The sequence below is a fragment of the Paenibacillus sp. CF384 genome (assembly GCF_900106745.1).
Classification (GTDB): Bacteria; Bacillota; Bacilli; order Paenibacillales; family Paenibacillaceae; genus Paenibacillus_Z.
This window is the reverse complement of the sequence record NZ_FNNV01000015.1, coordinates 26081-51609: the sequence shown is the minus strand read 5'-3', so window position 1 is coordinate 51609 and position 25529 is coordinate 26081. Positions and strand designations below refer to the sequence as shown.

The 25529-nt window shown below is 48.5% G+C and carries 22 protein-coding genes; 18 read left to right on the top strand and 4 right to left on the bottom strand.

Features of this window, described 5'->3' with window-relative positions; translation table 11 throughout:
• Positions 1-5: 5 nt before the first annotated feature.
• The 3 genes from BLW29_RS21940 to BLW29_RS21930 all read right to left on the bottom strand — a co-directional run bounded on the left by BLW29_RS21940 (position 6) and on the right by BLW29_RS21930 (position 3717).
• Positions 6-1976, bottom strand: coding sequence for an ABC transporter permease (locus tag BLW29_RS21940; protein WP_090983577.1), 1971 nt, complete (start codon positions 1974-1976; stop codon positions 6-8).
• Complete coding sequence (locus BLW29_RS21935) at positions 1973-2719, bottom strand: ABC transporter ATP-binding protein (RefSeq protein ID WP_090983575.1); 747 nt, start codon at positions 2717-2719, stop codon at positions 1973-1975. The genes BLW29_RS21940 and BLW29_RS21935 overlap by 4 nt, the downstream gene beginning before the upstream one ends.
• 86 nt (positions 2720-2805) lie before the next feature.
• Positions 2806-3717, bottom strand: coding sequence for an AraC family transcriptional regulator (locus BLW29_RS21930; protein ID WP_090983573.1), 912 nt, complete (start codon positions 3715-3717; stop codon positions 2806-2808).
• A gap of 189 nt (positions 3718-3906) precedes the next feature.
• Here BLW29_RS21930 and BLW29_RS21925 point away from each other — a divergent pair, with 189 nt between their 5' ends.
• The 17 genes from BLW29_RS21925 (at position 3907) to BLW29_RS21845 (ending at position 23640) form a co-directional block, all read left to right on the top strand.
• Positions 3907-4644: an SDR family oxidoreductase gene (locus BLW29_RS21925; RefSeq protein WP_090983572.1), complete on the top strand. Its 738-nt coding sequence runs from the start codon at positions 3907-3909 to the stop codon at positions 4642-4644.
• A gap of 61 nt (positions 4645-4705) precedes the next feature.
• On the top strand, positions 4706-5173 hold the full coding sequence (locus tag BLW29_RS21920; RefSeq protein ID WP_090983570.1) for a hypothetical protein: 468 nt from the start codon (positions 4706-4708) through the stop codon (positions 5171-5173).
• Between the two features lie 279 nt (positions 5174-5452).
• Positions 5453-5914 (top strand): carboxymuconolactone decarboxylase family protein, encoded by a 462-nt coding sequence (locus BLW29_RS21915; protein ID WP_090983568.1) that lies wholly within the window; start codon positions 5453-5455, stop codon positions 5912-5914.
• Between the two features lie 83 nt (positions 5915-5997).
• Positions 5998-6699, top strand: a complete 702-nt coding sequence (locus tag BLW29_RS21910; protein ID WP_090983566.1) for a YjjG family noncanonical pyrimidine nucleotidase — start codon at positions 5998-6000, stop codon at positions 6697-6699.
• A gap of 21 nt (positions 6700-6720) precedes the next feature.
• Positions 6721-7002, top strand: a complete 282-nt coding sequence (locus BLW29_RS21905; RefSeq protein WP_090983564.1) for a hypothetical protein — start codon at positions 6721-6723, stop codon at positions 7000-7002.
• A 320-nt stretch (positions 7003-7322) separates the two neighbouring features.
• Positions 7323-9980 (top strand): NPCBM/NEW2 domain-containing protein, encoded by a 2658-nt coding sequence (locus BLW29_RS21900; protein ID WP_090983562.1) that lies wholly within the window; start codon positions 7323-7325, stop codon positions 9978-9980.
• A 190-nt stretch (positions 9981-10170) separates the two neighbouring features.
• Positions 10171-11328, top strand: a complete 1158-nt coding sequence (locus BLW29_RS21895; RefSeq protein WP_177186758.1) for a mandelate racemase/muconate lactonizing enzyme family protein — start codon at positions 10171-10173, stop codon at positions 11326-11328.
• 270 nt (positions 11329-11598) lie between these two features.
• Entirely contained in the window at positions 11599-13320 is a 1722-nt protein-coding gene (locus tag BLW29_RS21890; RefSeq protein WP_177186757.1) for a cache domain-containing sensor histidine kinase, read from the top strand.
• A 27-nt stretch (positions 13321-13347) separates the two neighbouring features.
• Positions 13348-14859, top strand: coding sequence for a response regulator (locus BLW29_RS21885; RefSeq protein WP_090983556.1), 1512 nt, complete (start codon positions 13348-13350; stop codon positions 14857-14859).
• 88 nt (positions 14860-14947) lie between these two features.
• Positions 14948-16918 carry an ABC transporter substrate-binding protein gene (locus tag BLW29_RS21880; protein WP_256208808.1) on the top strand — a complete coding sequence of 657 codons (1971 nt, stop codon included), beginning with the start codon at positions 14948-14950 and terminating at the stop codon, positions 16916-16918.
• A 90-nt stretch (positions 16919-17008) separates the two neighbouring features.
• Entirely contained in the window at positions 17009-18007 is a 999-nt protein-coding gene (locus BLW29_RS21875) for an ABC transporter permease (RefSeq protein ID WP_090983552.1), read from the top strand.
• A gap of 24 nt (positions 18008-18031) precedes the next feature.
• Entirely contained in the window at positions 18032-18856 is an 825-nt protein-coding gene (locus BLW29_RS21870; RefSeq protein ID WP_218147126.1) for an ABC transporter permease, read from the top strand.
• A 1-nt stretch (position 18857) separates the two neighbouring features.
• Positions 18858-19817, top strand: coding sequence for an ABC transporter ATP-binding protein (locus BLW29_RS21865; RefSeq protein WP_090983550.1), 960 nt, complete (start codon positions 18858-18860; stop codon positions 19815-19817).
• 64 nt (positions 19818-19881) lie between these two features.
• Positions 19882-20925: an ABC transporter ATP-binding protein gene (locus BLW29_RS21860; RefSeq protein WP_218147125.1), complete on the top strand. Its 1044-nt coding sequence runs from the start codon at positions 19882-19884 to the stop codon at positions 20923-20925.
• Between the two features lie 22 nt (positions 20926-20947).
• Positions 20948-22054: a glycoside hydrolase family 172 protein gene (locus BLW29_RS21855; protein ID WP_090983548.1), complete on the top strand. Its 1107-nt coding sequence runs from the start codon at positions 20948-20950 to the stop codon at positions 22052-22054.
• A 137-nt stretch (positions 22055-22191) separates the two neighbouring features.
• Positions 22192-22839: a DsbA family protein gene (locus tag BLW29_RS21850; RefSeq protein ID WP_256208784.1), complete on the top strand. Its 648-nt coding sequence runs from the start codon at positions 22192-22194 to the stop codon at positions 22837-22839.
• A 93-nt stretch (positions 22840-22932) separates the two neighbouring features.
• Positions 22933-23640: a DNA alkylation repair protein gene (locus BLW29_RS21845; RefSeq protein ID WP_090983544.1), complete on the top strand. Its 708-nt coding sequence runs from the start codon at positions 22933-22935 to the stop codon at positions 23638-23640.
• 99 nt (positions 23641-23739) lie between these two features.
• On the opposite strand, the gene BLW29_RS21840 is transcribed toward BLW29_RS21845, so the two are convergent.
• Positions 23740-24108, bottom strand: a complete 369-nt coding sequence (locus BLW29_RS21840; protein ID WP_090983542.1) for a VOC family protein — start codon at positions 24106-24108, stop codon at positions 23740-23742.
• 303 nt (positions 24109-24411) lie between these two features.
• Between BLW29_RS21840 and BLW29_RS21835 the strand changes: the two genes are divergently transcribed.
• Complete coding sequence (locus BLW29_RS21835) at positions 24412-25296, top strand: aminoglycoside phosphotransferase family protein (protein ID WP_256208783.1); 885 nt, start codon at positions 24412-24414, stop codon at positions 25294-25296.
• The last annotated feature ends 233 nt before the right edge of the window (positions 25297-25529 follow it).

The following is a 25529-nucleotide window of genomic DNA, read 5'->3' as shown; positions in this document are numbered from 1 at the left end:
TTGGATTAGTTCATTGCGTTTGTTGGATTCACGATCCTGTAGTAAACACTCGCAGAGGATACATAAAACAGGGCATAGATGGCCACATACAGAATCAGAACCGCCGTAATAATCGAAGTGATCTGCGGGTAATCCTTGACTTCCTCCATCGTCGGATAAATCAACAGAAACCAACTGTGCAGCAAACCAAGCAGAATCGGAGGCAGGAATACAAACAGCAGCTGCTTGCGAATCACGTTCTTCATCTCATGGTCATCGACGCCGAGCTTGCGCAAGATCGAATATTGCCTCAGTTCTTCCGTGGCTTCCCGTAATTGCTTGAAGTAGATGATGCTTCCCAGGGCAAATAACGCGATGACCGCAAGGAATGCGGCAGAGAAGAGAAGCAGTGATGAAGTTTCCGTATCGATCGTGTAGAGATCGACAAATGCAGCGTAATACGATCCAGGAGTTGCCGTAACCAGATCATGAACTTGATGAGATAGCGCAGTGGAATTTCGGGCGTCCTTGATTTGATAGATGTCGAACGAGCTAACGGACGCACCTGTCTTGAGTCGTTCGAATGTTTTATCGGAAATGACCAGGATGGAAGGAAATGACCCAACGTCGCCTTTGGAGTCGGTGGCCTTGCTGAGAAACGTATAGTTCTTCTTCTCAATGAGCCGCAACGTCACTTCTTCCTTTAGTTTGACTGTAAATTCAGGCTGCTTGCCTACCGTAAACGTGATGGGCTGCGCTCCCACAGGCAGAAGGACTACGGCTTCTTGATCTTTCAAATTCACCTGTTGTTTATCCCCGCGCATGCTGACGATGGCATTGAATTGCGATTCCGAGAACAGTAGGATTCCTTCCTCGCCTGAATCTCGATCTCCAAAGGCAATCGCGATATCAGTGACAGGCACTGCAGATAGTCCATCGATTCTTTCATGGTGCGTAATGGGATGCTCGTTCTCCATTAATTGTTCAATTTGCTTTTGTTTGTCTGCATCTTGTGACGTAAACGCGATGTGGTTCGGAAATTCTTTCCCGGCGGATAAGATTTGTACGGTATAGTTTATCGAAACAAAACCAACCAAGAAAATGATTAACGCACTAAACAAAGAAATGAACGTTAGCATCATGGTGTTTCCGCGAATGGAGAATCGCAGCGAGGAAATCCATAACATGTTGTTGCCATTCAAGTAGTTATTCCGCTGGCTGATCTTATCCAGGATCCAGCCGAAGAACTGTCGGAAGAATAAATAGGTCCCGCCGATTATTCCGACGGTTACCCCAATCATGCTCACCATGGTGTAATCTTGCCAAACTACCGAGCTTCCGTCGCGACTGATGAGATAGAACGCTATTCCTAACAGGAGGACGGAACTTATCGCAAGCGTTGCGGAGAATGGGACGGGCTTGTCCTTCTTGGCTTTGGCATGGAACAACTCCACCAACTGGACTCGGCGTACGGTTAGATAGCTTTGCACGCAAATAATGAGAATAATGACCGCGAAGAGCAGAATCGTTGACCTTATCGACTCGATTGGGAAGGCAAATGAGATTACGTCATCGTAATGCATCAAATTCATCAATAACATGCCGAAGAACTTGGAAAGCAATCCGCCAACCATAATCCCACTGACGATAGAGATCGCGCTGAGAATGACCGTTTCGAGAAACACCATCCCTACAATCTGCCGCTCGCTCATGCCATACAGCATATACATCCCAAATTCCTTCTTGCGCTGCTTCATAAAGAACGAGTTCGCATAGAGGATAAAGAAAATAATGAACAGGAATACGACTACCGATGCGATGGAAACGCCAAGCTGGAAATTTTCTTTATTGGCGATAGCAGTCAGGATATCATCGTTATACATAAGAGACGAGAATGTGAAATAGATGATGACTCCGATGAGCATGGAAATGAAGTAGATCGAATAGAGTCGAAAGCTTCGTTTCATGTTGCGCCAAGATAAATCGAGCAAGCTCATCGCCGTTCGCCTCCTATGGCGCTTTGAACGGTCAGGATGCGATCGAAGAACTGTTTCTCGGATTGTTCGCCTTTAAACAATTCATTGACGATTTTCCCATCTCGGAGAAAGATGACGCGCTGGCAATAACTAGCCGCATAGGCGTCGTGGGTAATCAATAGCACCGTTGTTCTAAAAGATTGATTAAGCAGTTGGATTTGTTCGAGCAGCTGAGTAGCGGATCGAGAATCAAGGGAGCCTGTTGGCTCGTCCGCGAATACAATCGCAGGATTCGTAATGATTGCCCGTGCAGCCGCGGTGCGCTGCTTCTGACCGCCGGAGATTTCAGAAGGGTATTGCTGCAAGATCGATTCTATGTTTAAGGCAGCTATTATTCTCGCTAATCGCTGCTCCTTTTCCGCGACCGGCGTTTTCTGCAGCGAAAGCGGAAGCAATATATTTTCTTTCACCGTTAACGTGTCCAGCAGGTTGTAATCTTGGAAGATAAACCCCATTCGTTTCTGCCGGAAATCGCGTAACGCTTTCTTCTTCATATCGAGCAGCGAGTTTCCCTCGATCCATACATCCCCGCCATTAAAGCTGTCAATCGTGGAGAGCGCGTTCAATAATGTCGTTTTGCCCGAGCCGGACGGCCCCATAATGGCAGTGAATTCTCCTTGTTCAATCGTTAGATCAATGCTTTTCAAGACTTGTACATGTCCATACGACTTTGATAAGTTCTTGGTTTGTATACTGTTCCCCATGAATGTCATCCTCCTTCACCACACCACTATACCGACTAATTTGCCCCTCAACCATCGAATTAACAACATCTAAAGTGACAGTTTTGTCATATGGAGCGGTGGTTGTGGACATCCTGTTTGGGCGGTTTTCCATACATCCTGGCGTATTCACGGCTGAATTGGGAAGGACTCTCGTATCCGACGCGGAATGCGGCATCTGCAGCTTGCATGGATTCTGTCAGCATGAGCCGCCGTGCTTCCTGCAAACGAACCGTCTTCTGATATTGCAAGGGACTCATCGCCGTAATCCGTTTAAAATGCTTATGAAACGCGGATGTGCTCATGTTCACGGACTTGGCAAGCTGTTCGACCACGATCAACTGATCGAATTGCCGGTTAATGAGTTGGATCGCATGAGCGATATTGTTCGCATGGCCGCCGGTAATGGCAACTTGGTAGAGGCGTGCACCTTGCTCGCCTTGAAGGACGCGATACAAGATTTCGCGGATGACGAGTGGAGCCAGAATCGAAACGTCTTCAGGCTCATTAAGGAGCTGCATGAGTCGCACAATGGATTCGAGCAATGCGGGAGAGGTTCGACTTACAGTGATTCCGCGACTGAGTTCGGCGGGCACTTGCACAGGACGTGGCATGTCTTTCACGATTTCCAGGATCATATCGGTGTCGAAGCTTAATTTTAAGCTTAAATAAGGGATGCCCGGCGATGCTTCAATAATTCTCCCTGCAATCGGCAATTCAACGGAAGTAATCAGGTAATTCGAAGAATCGTACCGATACGTTTCGTCAGCCAGCGTGCCGGTCTTCGCCCCTTGTGCTACGACGCAAATGGATGGTTTATAGACCGCTTCCAGCGGTTCGGACAAATGAGTCGCATGCATGAGCTGCAACGAAGGCACTGCCGTCTGATGGGTACCGCTGAGCGGGGCGTGTTGAAGTATTAATCGTGACAATTGCTGCAATGCTTGCTCTAAGCGGAGGTCTTCATGAAGTGGATTCATGTGATCGCGTTCCTTCCCTTGTACGAAATCATGTATTCCTTATCATAGCGAACTTGAAGAGAAATAGGCAAGAATCGGACAGGTATGATCTAACGGCATCTAATCAACCATGCCTATAATAAACTTACAAGCCGAACACAGCAGAATAGTTATAGGCTAATTCCAAATGATAATAAGGAGAGATCAAATATGAGTTTGAATGGCAAAGTAGCGATCGTCACCGGAGCTTCACGGGGAATCGGACGTCAATTGGCGATCCAACTGGCACAAGCCGGAGCGAAGGTGGTCGTCAATTATTCCTCCAATCAAGGGAAAGCGGTCGAGGTTGTCACGACGATTGAACAACTCGGCGGCGAAGCGACTGCAATCCGCGCCGATGTGAGCAAAGTAAGCGAAGTCGAAGCGTTATTCTCAGAGACGATTGCGCATTTCGGGCGTGTAGACATTCTGGTCAATAATGCCGGCATCATGGAATGCACATCCATCGCGGATGTGACAGAGGAAATGTTCGATCGGCAATTCGCCATTAATGTAAAAGGGACTTATTTCGCTTGCCAACAAGCGATGAAGCACATGTCGCAAGGCGGGACAATCATCAATTTCTCCACTTCCGTCATCGGGGCTATGCTCCCCACTTATAGCGTATATGCCGCAACCAAAGGAGCGGTTGAACAAATCACGCGCCAATTGGCAAAAGAATTTGCTCCAAAGGATATCGTGATCAATTGCATAGCACCGGGACAGATTGCGACCGAGTTGTTCTTGAACGGCAAATCACCGGAGCTGATTGATTCATTCAGCCGCATGATTGCCTTTGGCCGTCTTGGCGAACCCGAGGACATCGCGAATGCGGTTGATCTGCTCGTCAGCGATAAAGCACGCTGGATTACGGGACAGACGATTCGCGTGAACGGCGGGTTTAATTGAAAATGAAACGAAGCACGCGATCATCCGTTATACTATAAATAATAATACGGAGGTGCTTCAGATGGATTTACTGAAAGGAATCGGGAAGCTGGCGGGCGATGTGACAGGCAGAGTAATCGGAGGAACAGTACGCGTTGCCGGAGAACTTGTCCATAGCGATTATATTAAAGAAATCGGCAATGATGTGGAGCGAGTAACTTCCAAGACAGGCGAGCTAGCGGGTCAAGCGGCAAGCGGCGTATGGGATGTCGGCGCAGGCTTGGTAACAGCCGACAAGCAGCGAGCGCAAACAGGCCTTAACGACCTTGGAGATGCCGCAACAACAACGGTGAGAGGTGCGGGGCAAGGCATCCAATACGTGGTCGAAAGCGGGATCGAAGTGGTGGCCGGCATCAAAGATAACGATAAGGAATTAATCAAAGGCGGCGTCAAGAAGCTTGGGAAAGCTGCCGCAATTACGGTGCTTGCCGTAGGCGTCATCGATCTGGCGGATGGGCCGGACGGAACAGGTTCATCGGGTACAGTTTAAGGTAGTTGGATGCTGAGAGTTCGATTTTCGGACTCTCAGCATTTTTTTGTCTGACGGAAGGTGACGGTTGACAGCGAGTTAATGATGCATTATATTGTAGATAACATTAATCGTCGATATAAGTTATCTACGATTAACGCAGCAAGAAAGAAAACTCAAAGGGGGATATTCCGCTTGTAGTCATGGAAATAGTATAGGACAGGGACTAATTAATGAGCGGCATTTCAGGCAGCCTTTGAACGAAACATGAATACAAACTAACAGAAGAGGTGTATAGATATGGAATTGAGATTAAACTACATGAAGGTTCGCCCCGATTCGTTACAGGCGTTGTTGAAATTGGAAGGATATGTGAAGAACAGTGGCCTTGACCACCACTTGTGGGAATTGATCAAAATTCGCGCTTCGCAAATAAACGGCTGTGCCTTCTGTCTGGACATGCATACGAAGGATGCACGTGCAATGGGAGAGACAGAGCAGCGATTGTACCTGCTGAATGCATGGAAGGAAGCACCGTTCTATACGGATGAAGAGCGGGCCGCACTGGCGTTAACCGAAGCGGTGACCAGAATTTCAGAGGGCGGCGTATCGCAGGAATTGTACGAGCAAGTCCGCAACTACTTCGATGAGGGTCAATACGTCGATTTGATCATGGCGATTAATGCCATTAATTCTTGGAATCGTATAGCGATCTCAACCGGAATGATACCTGGCGAATATCAACCGGCCGTACGCAAATAGTAAATGAACGCAGTCTATCACTGTACATCGCGGATGTATGGCGATAGACTGTTGTTTATTATACACTTACAAGAGGTGGGTACATGAGCTATAACATACTGCTATTTGATTTGGACGACACATTGTTAGACTTCGGAGCCAATGAAACCGAATCGTTAACCCAATTGTTCGGTCATCATGGATACACGTTCTCGGACGAGTTATTTGGCGTGTATAATTCCGTCAACAAACAATTATGGGCGGATTATGAGAATGGAACGATTGGTCTAGATGTGGTCCTTAATTCGAGATTCTCCGAAACGATGTTGAAGCTTGGCGAAGTTGTGGATGGCCCTGCATGGGAGAAGATGTATAGAGAACTGCTTGGTACCGGAAATCAGCTGCATATCGAAGGTGCTCTGGAAGTCATTCAAAGTCTATCTGCATCCCATCGACTGTTCGTGGTTACGAACGGCATCACAGAGACGCAGATTAAGCGATTGAAGATTTCGGGCTTGTTTGATTTCTTTGAAGCTGTTTTCGATTCGCAAAGCATCGGTTACTCCAAGCCGTCTATTGCGTTCTTCGAATACGTGATGAATCATATTAAGGATTTCAATCGAAGAGAAGCGTTGATTATCGGGGATTCATTAAGTACCGACATTAAAGGCGGCATTCTCTCGGGAATTGATACGTGTTGGATCAACCGTAAATCACAAAGCAGCCCCGCAGATATCCAAAGCACTTATACGATTACGACTTTAGTTGAGCTTTTTGCGATTTGCCCGCCTAACCTAACAAAATAAGAAGAAGTTGGTGTTTAATCGATGTCACAATCCGAGCAAGAGAAAATCTCCTTTTCCAGTTTCATGCTGGATCCTAAATTCGCTGATTTCAACAATATTGCGCATGAGAAGCAGCCGCAGATGAATGCCATTATTCAGGCTTGGGACAACCAAACCTTAGTGACCAATATCACGAAATTAAATCGCGAATTGCTTCGTCGTGATGCGCACGGTGTTCAAGAAACACCATTTGCAGAGACCAATGAGGAATTGCATTTGATGCTGTATTCGTTAACGATGTACCTGAAAGATCGCTTGGAATAGTTCGGCCGGATCTTGCAGTGTCAGCCCTCGCCATTAGATTGGCGGGGGCTTTTTGGCGTTTATTTGCGAGCTGGCTTTCAGGATTGTACATGATTTCGAATAATGTATAAGCACTCCATTCGGGAAGAGGGATCATTTTCAGTTATTGTACACTATCACCTGATTTGATCCGTGCTGTAGCATGTTAGATGGATAGAATGGCATTCACTACCACAGTTTCGGACAAAAGGAGGTCAGGTGTTCATCCAACAAATGACTTGAGAATCTGTAGCTGCAGCTGTAATCACCGCAACTAACCGAATGAGGGAGAGAAGTGAAGAATGAAAGTAAAGCCGTCCAAGAAAGCTGTCATCCGCTTGTTCTTGTCTGCCATTATGGTCACGTCTGCTATTCCTTTAAGCCATGTCGCTGCAGGTCCGGTCGCATCAACGACGCTGTCCGCGATCGATTTCGGGGCAAACGGGGCAGATAATCTCGATGATAAGGCTGCGATTCAAGCGGCCGTTGATGCAGCAGCACCGGGGGATACGGTACTGCTTCCGAAAGGCACGTACTATCTAGCAGGCACAGTGAAAGGGAAGTCAGGTGTTGCGATACGTGGAGAGGATCGCAACGGCACGATCGTGAAATATTCGGACAACCCCGAGACGTATATGTTTTATATGCTGAACGTATCCGGTGCCTCGATCAAGAATATGACGCTTGATGGCAACAACAGTACAGTAGCTATGTCAGCAGCCGTATCCGAAGGTGGTAGCGGTAACGAGATGAGCGGACTCATTGTGAAGGATTTCGCCGCCGTAGATGGCTTCGGTCCTCATGCGCTTTACGTCGTCGGATCTCAGAACGTTCGCATCACGAACAACACGGTCACGAACATCGGCGTAGGCTCAATCTGGGGGGCTGCCGTTCGAGCAGGCTGGGATTCCAAGAACGTAACCGTTGAGAATAACGTCATCGCGAATACCGGACGGGGAGGTATTCTCATTAATGATGGAAGCTCCGGCGCGGTTGTTAGATCCAATACCATCACCGGATCAGGCTTGAAGGAGCACGGACTATCCATTGAGCTTCATACGAATTCGGACAATGCCATCATAGAGGATAATCATGTGGATTTCTGGATCAGTGCCGTTCGCTCGAAGAATATCGCTGTACGCCGAAATGTCGTTCAGCCAACCGACGGCAGAGTCGGTTCAATCGGACTGGAAATCATGGCGGAGAACGCCGTAACGACGGACAATCTGGTAGACGGCGGACAGCAAGTAGGGATTCAGCAATCTCCGGGAACAGGACATCAATTGTGGAGCTACAATGTGGTGAAAAACATGGTCATGTGGGGCATGCAGCTGCAAGGTGCAGGCTCAGGAGAGACCGAGCAATATCAATATTTCTATAAAAACAGCTTTATCAATACGCAGCTAGGCAATCCGAAAGCCGCATATCCCGGTTATGAGGGGAATGGCGTTCGAATTCACGGTGATTCTCAGAACCTCTCGTTCGATAGCAACCTAATCGCAAACAACGGTCGCAAGGCGATTGAGATTACGGGAGCAGCAGGCGTGGATCGACTAAGCTTTACGAATAACATCATTTCCGGCAATAAAGGCGTGACGATGGATCCTTATCCGACTGCTGCGCAGCACTTGGAATGGTCGGGCAATCTTGTCTTCCTTAACGGCAGCAATGCACAGCCGAAGTCGCGCGGGTTTACGAATGCGAAGCCGGTGGCAAACTTTACGAATCCTGTGCTGGTACGCGCCGGTGCGCCGGTTACTTTCGTCAGCACGTCGACAGATAATGGGTCGATTGCTACCTATCTATGGGATTTCGGGGCCGGCCTGCCGAGCGCATCTGCTAAGCCGACATACGTCTATGACAAACCTGGAATTTACCGCGTGACTCTTGTCGTATGGGATAATGAAGGGCGTTCGAACGTGAAAGAGAAGCTCATCCTGGTAAGTCCGGGGCTGCCTGATACGAAGAAACCGAACATTCCTGCGAATTTGGTTTCACCATCCCAAACCGATGAGACCATTGATTTGATATGGAGCGCTACATCTGACAATGTTGGCGTCGTCGGATACGATGTCTATCGGGACGGGGCACTTGCGGGCACCACTGCTCCCGGTGAATTAGCCTTCACGCTCACGGGGTTGTCGCCAGTTACGACGTATAGTATAACGCTCCGAGCGCGTGATGCTGCAGGCAATGTTTCCGATGCCAGCGCTGCGCTCAGCGTGACGACTGAACTTCCGGATTCGCAGCCGCCAACCGCGCCGGCTGCTCTAACAGCTTCATCCGTAACCGGCACCAGCGCGTCCTTAACATGGACGGCGTCAACGGATAATAAGGGCGTTACAGGTTACGAGGTTTATAGGAACGGCAGCTTGGTCGGTGCGACAACTGGGGCAACGGCAACTTCGTTTACGGCGTCCGGCCTCATTCCGGGAACCGCAAGCACGTTCACTGTGAAAGCAAAAGACGCAGCGGGCAACCGTTCGGCTGCAAGTAACGAAATCAATGCCGTATTGGCACCGCCAGCTTCGCCGACCGTCTACCTCAGCGACTATTCATGGGATTACGGCGTTGCAGGCTGGGGCAATATCCAGCGTGACAAATCATCGGATGGCAAACCTATTACCCTAAACGATGTCGTCTATGCGAAAGGGTTGGGTACGCATGCCGAATCCACGATCGTATACACGCTCGGAGGCGAATACGACAAATTCCAAGCAAGTGTCGGCGTCGATGACGAGACCTACGGTAACGGCGGCGTTAGCTTCCAGGTTTGGCTGGATGGCGTACTGGCATTCGACAGTGGGTTTATGAACGCAACTGCAGCAACGCAAGATATTGATTTGTCCATTGCGGGTATTAATGAGCTCAAACTCGTCGTCACCAATGGCGGCAATGGCACTGACTGGGATCATGCGGATTGGGGAGATGCTCGCATCCTCTATCCAACTGGAGAATAAGTCATACGAATTCGGAGGCCGATCCTTGTGATCGGTCTCTTTCTTCGGAGCTGTTGGAAGATTATGAATAAATCCAAAAAACGTAGGATAGTCCATTTGTTTGCGTGAGTTAGGTGACTATACTTTTATTCAATTCCTACATTGTGGAAGACTAGATTTTTTATTCATAGCCATGGGGGGAGTAGTTGCGATGTCGGATATTAAAATAACGCATGTCGAAACGATATTGTTATCCAGAATGCATGAACCTGAGCGGCAATGGATGACTTCGACTTTCCGTACCATCAAAGCAGAAGCTGCAATCGTGGTCATTCGGACCGATGCTGGTATTACGGGGATCGGTGAAGCCTGCGCCTATGGTGTACCTGGCAAGATCAGTGATATGGTTAGAAGAGTCGGCCCTCTGCTGGTAGGCCGCGACCCAAGGGATCCATCCAACGTGCTGCACCCGAATGGGCAATCCTGGGCTTATGATTGCGCGGTTTCAGGCATTGATTGTGCGCTGTGGGACATTCGCGGGAAACTAGCCGGCAAACCGGTTGCGCAGCTGTTGTCGCCTAATCCGCTTAACAAAGTGCAGTTGTATGCTTCCGGCGGCTGCAGCTACGATTGGAGAGCGCGCCCGGAGCAGCTCATAGAGGAAGCATTATCTTATATCGCCGAAGGCTACAAGGTTTTCAAATTCAGAGTGGGCACACACTGGGCTTGGGATAACGTGACCGTAGATCGGATGCTTGGGCTTATTCAGGAGTTATCCCAGGAAGTGAATGGCCGCATGGAGCTTGCGATTGACGGTAATCAGCGTCTAACGGAAGAGGTTGCGCTCGCACTCGGCAAAGGACTTGATCGGATAGGCGGATTCCGATGGTTCGAGGAACCGATTCCGCAGAAGGACGTTGACGGATATGCGAGGCTGAATGCAGCCTTGAACGTACCGGTATCCGGAGGAGAACAGTACACGACGGTAGAGCAGTTCATTCCTTATATGGAGCGTCAAGCCTATTCGATTATGCAGCAGGATGCAGGGATTTGCGGGATAACCGCTGCGATGTCGATTGCTCAGTTCGGCATGCAGTACGGTGTTCCGACGATCCCGCATAATTGGCATAACGGAGTCATGACGATGGCAAATGCGCATGTGGTTGCTGCACTTCCGAATCCGATTCTAGTGGAATTATGCCGCATTCAAGGACCGTTGCAATGGGGGCTTGTCCAAGAAAGCCCCGTCATTAAGGACGGATGGCTTGAGCTTCCGGACAAACCGGGATTTGGCGTGGTTCTGGCCGAAGATGCGTTGGAACGGTTCCCTTATGTCGAAGGAAACTATTACGTATCCGTGGATAGATAGAAGCAGAGTTATAGTTGGAATTTCGATAGTTAACTGCATTAACAATAAGTTCAGCCACGTCGGAAATCATTCTGACGTGGTTTTTTTACATGAATCGATTTATTTCTTTGAATTTCTTTGCAAGTCGACATAAAAGCAAGTAGACTTTTGTCTCATTGTTAAATGGAATAATTATCCTTATACTGTCCTTACCGATTTGTGAAAGCGCATCCAAGATAACCCAATTTGAACGACGGACAGCTGTATTACTACCCTTTAGGAGCGATGCCAATGATGAAATGGATCAAAGTCCGCTCACTCAAATACAAAATCATACTTGTGTTTATCATCATCTCGTTCCTATTGGTCATCCTGCAGGCGGGTTTCTTCCAGCATTGGATTAGCGGCATTATTCTGCGGCAGTCAGAAGCCAATTTACAGGAAACAGTCCGGCAAATCGGCAAGCAGGTTGATCTGCAATATAAGCAAATCGATGCCAATGCTCGCGTCATTCGCAACAACCAAGTGTTAAAGAACTATCTGAAGGATTTGAACCGGCATACGATCAATTATCAAATCGCGAAATACCAGATTGCCAGGCAAATCGTAAGACTGCCTAATTTGGAGATGATCGAGAACATTTACATCTTCCCGGTTGGCTACGCGCCAATGAACTTATTTTATTCCGATGCGATATTCGAAGCGGACAAGCTTACCGAACAATTAATGACAACAGATCGGCCGAATCGCTCGGAGGATGTCATCTGGGCCGTGCAGCCGCAGACACATCTCATTACAATGATGATGCTCATCTATGACGGGGAAGAACTGCTCGGTCTGCTTCGAGTGGATTTAAATGAGAAATTTCATGATCAATTGGATGATGTGAGGCTGGGAGATGAGGGAAGCGTGTTCCTGCTTAAGGATCATACCATCATGTTCGCCACAGACAGGAGGCTTGTTAATCTGCAGGAATCCAGCTTGGCAGAGCAGCTTGATTCAGGTACGCAGGTCACCTTCACGTTGGATTACCAAGGGTGGAAGCTGATCGGGGTCGTACCCAACAAAGAGATCCTCAGTCAAGTCAACCAGGTCAATAAAGTGCTGCTGCTCATGGAATTAATCGTATTTGCTTTCATCTTTCTATTTGCTTTGGTCATTCTGCGCATGATTCTACGGCCGCTGAAACAGATATTGCGAGGGATGGAGAGCATTGAGCAGGGCAAGCTGGACGTCATTGTCAATCGACAAGGAAATGACGAATTCAGCGTCATTATCCGGCATTTCAACCATATGGCCGAACGGGTGAACCGTTTAATCAAGACCGTGTATTACCAGCAGCTAACCTATCGCAAAGCCGAAGTGATCAATCTGCAGTCGAAGCTGAATCCTCATTTTCTATATAACACGCTTGATATGATTTATTGGATGACAGTTGTCAAGGATGAGGACGAAATCGGCGAAGCGATTATTTCGTTGTCCACGATTCTGCGATACTCGATCTCCCATCAGAATGAATTCGTCACCGTCTCGGAAGATATGGAGCAGCTGGAGAATTACTTAAAAATTCAGCGGATGCGTTTTGAAGATAAGCTGTCCTATGTGTTTCATATCGATCCTGCAATAGCGGAGATTAAGATTCCGAAGCTGCTCATTCAACCTTTAGTGGAGAACGCGATTAAATATGCTTTCCAGCAAATGATGCTAGGCGGCATTATTACGATTCAAGGTTATACCCAGGGTGATGACTTGTATCTGGAAGTGGTGGACAACGGGATCGGCATGCCGGCTGAGAAAGTCGAGGCTCTGCTTGCGTCATTCGAGAATAAGAGCGTAAGCGGCGGTCTAGGCATTCAATTGGTCAGGCAGCGAATTACTTATATTTACGGCGAGGAGTTTGGATTGTCCATTCGGAGCGAAATCGGCCGCGGAACAGCGATTACGCTGAAGCTGTGTACCGACGCGGGGATTCCTCAAGAGGAGCATTGGAAGGATGAAGCATTGCATGCCTAACTCAAATGCAAGAAGGGGAGGACTGCTATGAAAATCGTACTCGTCGATGATGAAAGATCGGTTATTAAAGGATTGCAGCATATTTTCGCCAAACACTGCACAGACCATGAAATCGTCGGAACGGCACAAAGCGCGGAAGAAGCGCTGCATGTCCTGCAAGTTACGAAGGCGGATATCGTTATCACGGATGTCATGATGCCGGGGAAGAACGGAATTGAGCTAACGCGCGAGCTCAGTACATTATATCCGTATTTGTACATTGTCATATTGAGCGGTCACGCGGAATTCGAATATGTTCGGGAAGCGATGCGCTGCGGTGCAATCGATTACTTATTGAAGCCCTGCCATTATCAGACGGTCATTGACCTCTTGGATAAGATTAAAGTCAAAGCAGCAGAGAGAGAAACGCAGCAGGAGAAGTCCTCACACAAGCAGCTGCTCGCGAATGTAATTAGAGGAATCGTTGAGGTTCCCGAACGCTGGGCCGTCCAGCATGATTTGCTGCTGGCTGTTTTTGCTGATCTTGAGACGATCGACGCTCGATTCGAAGAGCTTGTTACCTCTCAACTGCTGCAAGGGAATGTCGAGCGAGAAGCGATGGATTCGATGATCTACGAGGGGAAATGTGTTGTTCTATACCGGGGCGTCGTGGAGTCAGCGACCTTCAAGCAGCTGCTTAATGAGTGCCGGCTGACGTTGCGCAAGCAGAACCGTACTGTAGTTGCAGCCGTTCATCGCTTCGATGGTGGTTCCAGATCGATAGAGCAGGCTTATGACACTTGCTTGAAATATTGCGAGTTCCTGACGTTTAATGACTATTCTGCCGTTATGGATGACGACATGTACGCTGAACAAGTGAAGCAACTGGAGCCATTTGCAGTAAGTGAGTGCTTTTCCGGTGATCGGTTTGGCAAATATTATGCCTCGGCGGATGTGAAGAAGCTTCGTCCCTATATCGAATCGATTCTGCAGCAGCTGCACCGGACGCACAGTAGAGTTGAGCCGGTTCGATTGAAACGGGAGCTGCTGAGCGAGTTAATCTATTTGGAGCATGTGATTAAAGATCATGGCGTGGAGCCATTCTTCGGCCATCAAATCGATTACAACCAGGAATTGAAGAGAATTCGAAATTTTAAAGAGCTGCAGGGCTGGTTAAAGACGTATTTGATGTCCGCGATCATGTGCATGAACGATGAAACTCACAATCCGCATTATATTCAGACTGCCATCCGTTATATCGAGATGAATTATATGAAAGATTTAACGTTGAAAGAAGTCGCTGATGCCGTCTATCTGAATGCCTGGTATTTCAGCTCCCAATTCAAGAAGTATACCCGTGTCACGTTCAGCGAATATATCAATCTCATCCGCATTCGAATCGCCAAGGAGTTTCTCAGGCAGAAGGATTTGAAGGTTTATCAAGTGGCGGAGATGGTAGGTTTTCAAGATGCAGCCTACTTCAGCACCGTGTTTAAGGGAATCGAACATATGAGTCCCAAAGAATTCCAACAATCCTTCCTAATCTCCAATGATTCTTAACGAAATCCAAGGTTTTTCAAATTAATATTTCCTTCTACTCGCTATACTCTGATTATCCCAATAGAAGGAGGAGTGTTCATTGCGAATCATGAAAAGGCTTACAGTGCTGTTCGTTCTCACGGCACTGATCATCACGGCTTGTAATAACGACAATAACAAGACCAACTCTACTTCAGACACGAACAAGAATAATACGGCCGTAGGAACGGACGGAAACAAAGGTTCGGGGGATTCCAAATCAGACGGCAAGATGACCGATGTCGGTACGCCGAGAAGCGAAACGTTAATCGTCGACATCTTAGGCGGCCGCAGCCCCGATCCGGATCGGTATAACCCGTATGTACCGGGAGCCGTTGCCATGGATGCCGGCGTGCATCAGCTCATGTTCTCGAACTTATGGGAAATCGATACGCAGAAGGGGACGCAGATTCCGGATTTGGCTGCCACGTTCCCCGAGCCATCGGACGCAACCAATACGAAGTTTACGTTCAAAATCCAGGAAGGCTTAACCTGGTCAGACGGCAAACCATTCACAGCGCATGACGTGGAATTTACGGCAACGATGATTGCAGGCGCTAAGGAGCTTGGGTACAACGGCTACTTTACGAATCTGATCAAGAGCATGAAGGCGACGGATGATTACACGATTGCAGTCGAAACCGTTAATCCGGAAACCAGATTGGCGCAGAAGCTCGGCGTCGTGATTTGGGGGAACAGCTTTAGAGTCATGCCGAAGCATATCTGGGAGAAAGAGGACCCGGCAACGTTCAAGTTCTCGAATCCGATCGGCGTAGGTCCGTACAAGCTGAAGGATCGCGATCCGCAAGGAAACTGGTTCCTCTGGGAGAAACGCGAGGACTGGCAGAAGAGCGATATCGGCAAGATTGTTGGCGAGCCCGGTCCGAAATTCATCTTGTTCAAGTTCTTCGGACCGGAGGAGAAACGGATTATCGCCATGATCCAGCATGATATGGATATCCTGCAGGATATCACGCCTGAGAGCTGGGATGTGCTGAGGCAGAAGAATGAATATGCCAAAGCATGGTATGAAGACTTCCCGTATGCAACGATGGACGATCCGTGCGAGCGGGGGATGTCCTTTAACACGGCGAAGGAGCCGTACAACAATCCGGATGTTCGCTGGGCACTCACGCTGATGACGGATATTAAGAACGTCTCGATGGCAACCTTCGGCGGCATGCTGCGCGTTTCCCCGATCCAGCTGCCACCGATCAAGGTGCTTCAGGATACTTATCACAAGCCGATGCTCGGCTGGCTGAAGGATTTTGCGTTAGAAGACGGCTACAAACCATTCGACGACAGCTATGCGTCAGGCATTGTCGATATGCTGAAACAGCAAGGTGTTGAAGGTTTACCAACGGATAATAGCGCGATCAATGATACTTTCGGCGTAGGTTGGTGGAAGTTCGATCCGGCTGAAGCGGCGAAGCTGCTGGAGAAGAGCGGATTTAAGAAAGACGGCGACAAATGGCTCATGCCTAACGGTAAACCTTGGACCATGACCATCAACGCGCCTGCGAACTTTGAAGTGCAGTCGATGAGATTGGCGTTTGCTGTGGCGGATTCTTGGCGTAAACAGGGCATTGACGTGAATGTGCAGCAAATGGAAGGCGCTTCCTTCTGGGACAGTGAATCGACAGGCGCGTTCACGGTTGGCTCCTATTGGCCGGCATGCGGATTGCTGCCAGATACGACTGCTAATATGACCGGCTGGCATAAGCAGTACATCGTGCCAATCGGTGAGCAAGCACCAGGTAACCGCAACCGCTGGGCAAATGACCGTGTGAGCACCTTGTTGGATGAGCTCGACAGCTTGCCTAGCGATGATCCGAAGGTGATCCAGAACATTACGGAAATCAACAAAGAATTCGTCAAGGGAATGCCGTTCATTCCGATGTTCGGGACCTCCAAATTCGTACCGGTGGATACGTATTATTGGGATGGATTCCAATCTTCGGAAAATGCGTTCGAGGGACCATGGTGGTGGTGGTCGCAGTTTAAGTTCTACACGCCTCACTTGAAGCCGACGGGCAGATAACGCTGAATTCGAATTCGAATACATACCGGGCTGCAAAGGTCCGGTATGTATTTTTCAAAACCAGTCATGCAGGCGGGGAGATGCTGCTTTATGGGGTTTTACAAGTTTTTGCTGTCCAAAGTGATTTCCTTTGTGCTCGTCGTATTCATCGGCATCACGACCGTTTTCTTCGTGCCCCGGTTCATGCCCTCGGATCCGGTGGAAGCGATGATCGGCAAGATGACGGCGAACCAGGCGTACATGGAACCGGATGCGATCATTACCTTGCGCGAAACCTTGAATGAATCCTTCGGGCTCGAAGGCTCGATGTGGGATCAATATCTGGGGTTTGTGAAGCGGGTTATCATTACGCAGGATTTCGGCCCGTCGCTGGCCAGTTACCCGAATCCGGTTAATGAATTAATCGCGAAAGCGCTGCCTTGGACGATGGGACTGCTGTTAATCTCGACGATTATTGCATGGCTGATCGGCAATATTGTCGGCCTGCTTGCCGGCTTCCTCAAAGATAAATCGTACTCCAAAGCGATGGAGGCCATATCCATCATGATCTATCCGATTCCCTACTATATATTGGCGCTGATTCTGATCATGCTGCTGTCGTATATTTATCCGATATTTCCCCTATCGGCCACCTTTCAAGGGGATGGATTCTCCTGGGTGCATATCAAGAGCATCGTTTATCATTCCATCTTGCCGGCTTTCTCCATGATACTTGTAGGAACAGGCTGGTGGGTGATCAGTATGAAGACCTTGTCTGCCGGAATCGCCGAAGAAGATTACGTTCAATTTGCCAGACTTAAGGGCTTAAGCGAACGCAAGATTATGACCAAATACGTGCTGCCCAATGCGGCGCTTCCGCAAGTTACGATGCTTGCGCTGCAGATTGGGACGATCTTCAATGGGGCGTTAATTACGGAAATCCTGTTCGGTTATCCGGGGATCGGAACCCTCATTTATACCGGTATTCTACAGGCGGACTATAACTTGATCATGGGGACGATTACGCTTTCGATCATCGCGGTGGCAGCGGCTACTTTTATCGTGGATTTCTTGTATCCATTCCTGGATCCCCGGGTTCGTTATAAATAAATGTGCTTCGGAGGTGAGTGACGCGTGAAGCATTGGAATTTTCGTTTAAAGCTAGGCGTTTCGATGCTGGGTATCTTCATTATTCTCGGCTTCATCGTTCCTTTCTTCTATCAGGGTAATCCGATCGAATGGGGCACGTATCTGAAGAATCTCAAGCCGAGTAAGGACCATCTCTTCGGCACGACTAACCTGGGTCAAGACACGTTCTGGCTGCTGGCCAAATCCATCCAAAACTCATTCATTATCGGGATCATCGTTGCATTCTTCGCTACGCTGATCGGCGTTCTGCTCGGGCTTTGGGCCGGATTTAAAGGTGGATTTATCGATCGGCTGATTACCATCATGACCGACTCTTTCATCGTCATTCCCTCGCTCCCCATCCTAATTCTGCTGGGAAGTCTTATGCAGGGCAAGGCATCGCTCTTCATGATTTCGTTTGTGCTCATCATCTTTAACTGGCCTTGGCCGGCGCGGCAGCTCCGCTCCATGGCGTTATCGCTTAGCGAGCGCGACTTTATCAGTACCGCCATCTTCTCCGGACAGAACACGCTTAAGATCATCGTCAAAGAAATCTTTCCTTTTGTCGCGGGATGGTCGGTAGCCAATTTTGTCAATACGATCCTCGTGGCCATCGGCTCCGAATCCGGTTTGGCCGTTATTGGCATGTCCAGCAATGAGAAGGCTACGCTCGGCACGATGATTTATTGGGCGAACCAGCATCAGGCCATGCTTGCCGAGCGCTGGTGGTGGATCGGTTCTCCGGTTGTGGCGATCGCTTTAATCTTCATTGCGCTGTTTCTGGTTATGACGGGCTATCAGCAATATTCTGCGCTAAGGAGAGGGAAGTAAGATGCTGAAGCTGAATCAGGTGAGTGCGCAATATAACATGTTGAACGGGTATGTGAAGGCGGTCGATAGAGTCGATTTTGAAGTCCGAAAGAATGAGATATTCGGCATTGCGGGCGAGTCGGGCTGCGGAAAGTCAACGCTGCTGAAGGTCATGTACGATTTGATCAACTATCCGCTTGAAATCGCATCAGGCTCTGTAGAAGTGCACACTTCGGACAGGAAAGGCGTGCCTGTTATCTATCGCAACGGCGAGATCCATAAGAGCTGGTGGAAAGACATCTCATACGTGCCGCAAGGCGCGATGCATGTCATGAATCCGGTGACGAGAGTGAAGAATCAATTCTTCGACACCATCAGCAAGTACCATGGCGTGAAGAACAAGAAACTACTCGAACACGAAATAACGGCGTATTTGAAGGAGCTGGAGCTTCCGCCGGAAGTGCTCAAAGCTTATCCCCATCAACTAAGCGGGGGAATGAGGCAGCGGGTGCTGATTGCACTTGCAACATTCCTGCATCCAAGTATTGTCCTGGCAGACGAGCCGACGACGGCGCTGGATGTTGTCGTGCAAAGAGGCATACTCACCATGCTTTCGCAGGTACAGAAGAAGCTGATGAACTCCATGGTCATTGTGTCTCATGACATGGGCGTGCATTATCAGATTACCAATCGAATGGGCATTATGTATGCCGGCCAGATGATTGAAATCGGCCCGACGGAGCGGATATTTAATGAGCCTAAACATCCTTATACCAAAATGTTAATCCATGCGCTTCCGCGAATCGGAGATAACAGCCAGAAGGAAGGCATACCTGGAACGCCGCCAAGCTTGAAGAATCCGCCTGCCGGCTGCCGCTTTGCCGCGAGGTGTCCGCATGTGATGGAAGCCTGCCGAGTGGTAGAACCGGAGCGGGTGAATGTGGGCGAGGGCCATTATGCCAGCTGCCACTTGCTCAACTAGGGCGGTGTCAGATCGAAATTCGTTCATGCCCATGCGGAGCAACTGCTAAGGAGGAGGTGTTGAATTGGCTGGAAACATACTGGAAATCCATGGACTCTCTATGCATTACAAAATCGGCGGGATGCTACTGGGGACCAAAATTACGGCGGTAGATCACATCGATTTAACGCTGCCCGGGGATAAACCGCAAATCATGAGCATCGTCGGTGAATCCGGCTGCGGGAAGACGACGCTCGCGAAGATGATCTTGCGCCTGCTGGAGCCGTCCTTCGGCGAGGTTGTTATTGAAGGCACGCCGCTGTCCTTCTATGCCAAACGGAAGAACAAGAAGGCGTTTCTGAAGAAAGTACAGCCGATCTTTCAGAACCCATTCTCTACGTTCAGCAGTCGCAAGACGGTGGATACTTATCTCTACGAGACTGCGCTTAACCTTGACGTGGCCGCGACTAAGCAGGAAGCCAAGGGCATTATTACGGAAGTTCTGAAGTCTGTCGGACTTGATTTGGCCAATGTGGCTGGCAAATTTCCGAATCAGTTTTCGGGCGGGGAGCTGCAGCGGATATCGATCGCACGGGCACTGATTCCGAAGCCGAGGCTCATCGTTGCGGACGAACCGGTTGCCATGATTGACGCTTCCCTGCGCATGAATGTAGTGAATCTGTTTATGAAGCTGAAAGACGAATACAACGTCAACTTTATCTATATTACGCATGATCTATCCACCGCTTATTATGTCAGCGATTATATTGCGACGATGTACAGAGGGAATCTGATTGAATACGGCAAAGCCAAAGAAATATTAAACCATCCTGCGCATCCCTATACCGAGCTGCTGCTGGAGTCCATTCCGCGAGTCGGGAAGAAGTGGGATGAAGATATGAAACTCCCTGATCTGGAAAGCAAAGAATACGGTCTTCATGGCTGCAAGTTCGCCGCAAGGTGCGTGTATGCCCAAGACATTTGTCGTTCGGCCAAACCGGAAATGCTTCAATTGACTGAGAATCATCAAGTGCTTTGCTTCAAGCACAGCGGTTATCAAGTCGCGGCAGGAGAAGCTCGAATCGGCGTACATGCCGCTGCAAGCAATAGTTCGGATCTAAGTGTGTAAATTTGATAAGGAGGTCGTTCACATGCTTCAAAATCAAGGTCTAGGCTTCGGATTATCCACAGCACCGCTTATGAGCAATGCGAAGACGCGTTCAATCAGCGCTGAGAATCCGAGGGGGGAAGTCGGTGCAGGCGGGAAGGAAGCCAGTAATTTAGGCGTTGGCCGGAAGGGCAGACCGTGTATTACGCTTCAACAAGGCGAGACGGTTACGCTGATGGAAGTGGACGGGCCTGGCGTCATCCAGCATTTCTGGATCACGGTTACGGATCGGACGGATAAAGGCTACTTCGTGCTGCGAGACTTGGTTATCCGGATGTACTGGGATGACGAGGCGGAGCCTTCGGTGGAAGTGCCGCTGGGGGACTTCTTCTGCAACGGCTTCGGCGCCAGAAGCATCGTGAACTCGCTGCCGATCGTCGTAAATCCGACGGGAGGCATGAACTGTTATTTTCCGATGCCGTTCCGCAGCAAAGCGAAGATTACGATAGAGAACCAGCATGCGCGCGAAATCGGGGGATTCTTCTATCAATTTAGTTATACGCTAGTTGATGAACTTCCGGAGGAAGCCGCGTATTTCCATGCGCAGTGGAGACGGGAGAATATTACGACCGCAGCGCAGGATTTCACCATCTTAGATAACGTGAAAGGTAAAGGACATTACGTCGGTACATACTTGGCTTGGGCTGCTCTGGAGCGATACTGGTGGGGAGAAGGCGAGATCAAGTTTTTTATGGATGGCGATGAGGAGTGGCCGACCATATGCGGTACGGGGACAGAAGATTATTTTGGAGGCGCGTGGTGCTTCTACGAGAAACGAGAAGGGAAAATTGTTGAAGTTCCCTATAATACACCTTATCTCGGTTATCCCTATTATTCGAAGACGGATACGACGCGCTGCGACATCTTCGGTGAAGACAGCGTGCCCATGCATGGCTTGTACCGCTGGCATTTAATGGACCCGATTCGCTTCGAGAACGAGCTGAAGGTGACCATTCAACAAATGGGACATAACAGTCGCGCCTTGTTCGAGAGAACGGATGACGTTTCCTCGGTGGCATACTGGTATCAAGCAGAGCCGCATGCTGCTTTCCCGGCTTTGCAGCCTGTCGAAATGCGCTGGCCAAGGTAAGGTTAAATCCTATGTATAGGCTGGAATGAAAGGCTGCCCCGGCAGTCTTTCTATCTATTTCAAGTAGAAAGGCAGGATGGGACATGGAAGCAGTGATCGGAAAAACGAATCTCTCGGGAAAAAAGAAACTTCGAGCCATGGAAAAACAAAAGCAGAAGGAACGCAAACGGTGGATCTTCTTCGGCATCTGTTTCGCAGCTATTGCGGCTATCGTCTTAGCGGTTATATTCGCTCCTAAGCCAAAACCGGTGGCTTTCGATTATGAGCAGATTCCTATGCTCGGTTCAGCCGATGCACCGGTCAAGATCGTCGAGTTCGGCGACTTTAAGTGCCCGGCCTGCCGCTACTTCAGTCAAGAAATTAAACCGAAGCTGGTACAAGATTATATCGAACAAGGGACAGTAGCGTTGTATTTTATGAATAACACCATTATCGGACCGGATTCTTTCGCAGCCGCTATGGCGGGCCAATCCGTGTATCATCAGAATCCTAAGGCATTCTGGAGCTACTACGATGCCATCTATAAGAATCAAGGGGATGAACGGGTTGCATGGGCAACACCGGCCTTTCTTGTTGAACTAGCCAAGAACGCGCAGCTTCAAGTCGACTACGAGAAGTTGATGCGAGATATAGAGAGCGAGACCTATGCCGATGAAGTGATTGCCCATAATGCGAAGGCTGAGAAGCTTATTTCGGCTACGCCGACGCTCTTTATTAATGGGGTTAAGTATGAGGACTTCGCCGATTACGATAAGCTTAAGAGAGCAATTGCGAAGGCCGGGTAGCTCTTAACTTATGCCGGCTATTTCATTATAATAAGTGAAGCAGATGTTTCAGCAGCCTGTTGATCTACTAAACCATAAAGGACGTGCTATGGAATGAATTTGGAATCCGTCATGCAGGAGCTTGAAGCAATCGGCAAAGAACGAAGCAAGAAAATGTACATGTCCAACGGGGCGAAAGAACCGTTATTCGGAGCGACTACTGGCGAGATGAAGCCGATTGCTAAGAAGATCAAAATAAACCAGCCGTTAGCGGAGGAACTGTACGCCACGGGAAATTACGATGCGATGTACTTTGCCGGCGTAATTGCGGACCCCAATGCGATGACTGCGGCCGATTATGATCGGTGGATGGATTCGGCTTATTTCTATATGCTGTCCGATGGTGTCGTGTCCGTTACTTTGGCAGAGGCTGATATTGCGCAGGAGGTTGCGGATAAGTGGATTGCCAGCGGGGAAGAGCTGCGAATGTCGGGGGGCTGGAGCTGTTACTGCTGGTTGCTCGGCAATCGCAAGGACAGTGAATTTTCAGAAGTGAAGCTTGCCCATATGCTTGATCAAGTAGCGGCTACCATCCACGATTCTCCCGATCGAGCAAAGGCCTCAATGAATAATTTCATCTATACCGTAGCGGTATCTTATATTCCTCTCCACGATAAAGCCGTCGAGATTGCGAAAGCTGTCGGCCCTGTAGAACTCAAGAAGGACAAGGCTAAGAGCAAATTTATATCTGCTATGGATAATATTCAGAAGGCTATCGATAGAGGGCAAATTGGTTTCAAACGCAAGTATGTCAGGTGTTAATTTCGTGGGATGATAATCGAGAGGAAACATTGAAAAATGGCAACGGCAGCAATCTTTTGGATTGGCTGCCGTTTATTGTTGTGCTGAAGTCTATCAAAGCTAGAGCGCCTCGCCAAAGTAAATCGTATGTCCTTGATCGTCCTCGATGATAAATTCCCTGGTACTCCATTCCGTCTCATGCACGTCTTTAGTTAACATGACTCCTCGAGCTTTCAGTTCCTCGGCCAAGGCAACGGCATTATCGGTTTCCAAGTAGAGAGTGAAATGGTCACCATCGCGAACATAAGGGATTGAAGGATCCTGGTCACATTCAAACTTGAGGTGGAAGAGCTGGCTGCCTGCACGAATGCCGGCATAGAAATCTTCATAGCGGAATGCGAGTTCCAAACCTAATTGCGTCGTGTAAAACTGTATGGAGCTTTCTAGATTCATCGTTCGCAGCTGAGGGATAACGCCTGTTATTTTCATTAGTTCTCCTCCTAGCAAATTGTGAGTTCCTAATTATACCATTTTTAGCGGCGGGCTACGAAGATTAATGTCATTAAATTATTATGTATTTGTATATAAACGTTAGGGGTGAATAGTCTGGAAGTAAACTTTCGAGTCGAAGATCATGTACTTGCAAAGACTCTTGATCTCGCGTACGGGATACAAGTTGAAAGCATTCACTTCATTCCTATGGGGGATTCTGCTTACTCTTATGGGGTGAATTGCAGCAATGGAGACCGTTTTTATCTGAAATTGTTCGATCATCACAATGATAGACAAAGAATGAGTATGGAGCGTTTAAGCCATTACTTGCCCCTAACGTGGGAAATGTTTCATCAACGACTTTTTCAAAATATCACCTATCCTATTAAGAATCGAAGCGGCGATTTCTCTACAACCTGCAACGCGTTCACAGTAGTCTTGTTTAATTATATCCATGGGGAATCATTGGCTGATGCCTATCCTTTCTCGAATGAGATCCTTGAAAGCATTGCTAAGTCGGTGGCTGCCCTTCATAGGATTACCCCGAATATCGACAAGTCTTTGGTTAGGACAGAGTCATTTGATATTTCGTTCGAGTGCGATCTCGAGAAGTGTATTTCGTTGCTCGAAAGCACTGTGACTTTTGACAACCTCAGTAAGCAATCGTTACGAGAGCATGTTTTGCCAAAGAAAGAGCAAATCTATGTCCTGTTGAACTTCGTTCGTAAACTACGTTTAGCGGCAATATCGGATAACCATGAGTATGTGTTGTGTCACGGTGATATGTGGGGAGGCAACCTAATACGTCATGACAACGTGTTGTTTGTTATCGATTGGGAATCTGCACTTATAGCGCCACTGGAATTCGATTTGATTGGTTATATAGGGGAAGAGTTCGATGTTTTCTTCTCCGCATACGAGCAGCATACAGGCAAATCTGTCGCGTTAGATTTGGATTTATTACGATTTTACGCCTACCGCCACCACCTTCGGAATTTAACCAATTGGCTCCTGAATATTCTCTATCGAAACACAGAAAACGCACAGAATGAGAACGATCTGGAGATGATTCTTTATCACTGTATGAATCGATGGGATCAAATTGAGCCGATGCTCAAGGAAGTGGAAGCTAACCTTCGGAAGAGGAGCGGTGGTTGTCTGTCTTCGATTATCGATGACAAATGAGGCAGACCACGATCTGATCGCTGCCACGGCAGCAACAGCAACAGGCAAGATAGATTACTGTTCATGCGAAGCAACCGATATCTATCGGTTGCTTTTCTTCATGTCCGCCGCCTAGTGATCCGGAACCGAGCAAAAGTAAAAAGGAACATCAAAAAAGTAAAGCGGGGCAATCCAAATTTCGAAATGAAAGCGCTATACTTTCAGTGCAAGTGCAAGAACACGCAGGCTGTAAG

What these genes read in the sequence shown, in the direction of transcription:
- BLW29_RS21920 (WP_090983570.1), top strand. Translation starts at nt 4,706, where the DNA reads ATGGATTTACTGAAAGGAATCGGGAAGCTGGCGGGCGATGTGACAGGC.
- BLW29_RS21905 (WP_090983564.1), top strand. Translation starts at nt 6,721, where the DNA reads ATGTCACAATCCGAGCAAGAGAAAATCTCCTTTTCCAGTTTCATGCTG.
- BLW29_RS21900 (WP_090983562.1), top strand. Translation starts at nt 7,323, where the DNA reads ATGAAAGTAAAGCCGTCCAAGAAAGCTGTCATCCGCTTGTTCTTGTCT.
- BLW29_RS21855 (WP_090983548.1), top strand. Translation starts at nt 20,948, where the DNA reads ATGCTTCAAAATCAAGGTCTAGGCTTCGGATTATCCACAGCACCGCTT.
- BLW29_RS21835 (WP_256208783.1), top strand. Translation starts at nt 24,412, where the DNA reads ATGAGTATGGAGCGTTTAAGCCATTACTTGCCCCTAACGTGGGAAATG.
- BLW29_RS21840 (WP_090983542.1), bottom strand. Translation starts at nt 24,108, where the DNA reads ATGAAAATAACAGGCGTTATCCCTCAGCTGCGAACGATGAATCTAGAA.
- BLW29_RS21865 (WP_090983550.1), top strand. Translation starts at nt 18,858, where the DNA reads ATGCTGAAGCTGAATCAGGTGAGTGCGCAATATAACATGTTGAACGGG.
- BLW29_RS21845 (WP_090983544.1), top strand. Translation starts at nt 22,933, where the DNA reads ATGAATTTGGAATCCGTCATGCAGGAGCTTGAAGCAATCGGCAAAGAA.
- BLW29_RS21880 (WP_256208808.1), top strand. Translation starts at nt 14,948, where the DNA reads ATGAAAAGGCTTACAGTGCTGTTCGTTCTCACGGCACTGATCATCACG.
- BLW29_RS21915 (WP_090983568.1), top strand. Translation starts at nt 5,453, where the DNA reads ATGGAATTGAGATTAAACTACATGAAGGTTCGCCCCGATTCGTTACAG.
- BLW29_RS21925 (WP_090983572.1), top strand. Translation starts at nt 3,907, where the DNA reads ATGAGTTTGAATGGCAAAGTAGCGATCGTCACCGGAGCTTCACGGGGA.
- BLW29_RS21890 (WP_177186757.1), top strand. Translation starts at nt 11,599, where the DNA reads ATGATGAAATGGATCAAAGTCCGCTCACTCAAATACAAAATCATACTT.
- BLW29_RS21875 (WP_090983552.1), top strand. Translation starts at nt 17,009, where the DNA reads ATGGGGTTTTACAAGTTTTTGCTGTCCAAAGTGATTTCCTTTGTGCTC.
- BLW29_RS21940 (WP_090983577.1), bottom strand. Translation starts at nt 1,976, where the DNA reads ATGAGCTTGCTCGATTTATCTTGGCGCAACATGAAACGAAGCTTTCGA.
- BLW29_RS21850 (WP_256208784.1), top strand. Translation starts at nt 22,192, where the DNA reads ATGGAAAAACAAAAGCAGAAGGAACGCAAACGGTGGATCTTCTTCGGC.
- BLW29_RS21885 (WP_090983556.1), top strand. Translation starts at nt 13,348, where the DNA reads ATGAAAATCGTACTCGTCGATGATGAAAGATCGGTTATTAAAGGATTG.
- BLW29_RS21930 (WP_090983573.1), bottom strand. Translation starts at nt 3,717, where the DNA reads ATGAATCCACTTCATGAAGACCTCCGCTTAGAGCAAGCATTGCAGCAA.
- BLW29_RS21910 (WP_090983566.1), top strand. Translation starts at nt 5,998, where the DNA reads ATGAGCTATAACATACTGCTATTTGATTTGGACGACACATTGTTAGAC.
- BLW29_RS21895 (WP_177186758.1), top strand. Translation starts at nt 10,171, where the DNA reads ATGTCGGATATTAAAATAACGCATGTCGAAACGATATTGTTATCCAGA.
- BLW29_RS21935 (WP_090983575.1), bottom strand. Translation starts at nt 2,719, where the DNA reads ATGGGGAACAGTATACAAACCAAGAACTTATCAAAGTCGTATGGACAT.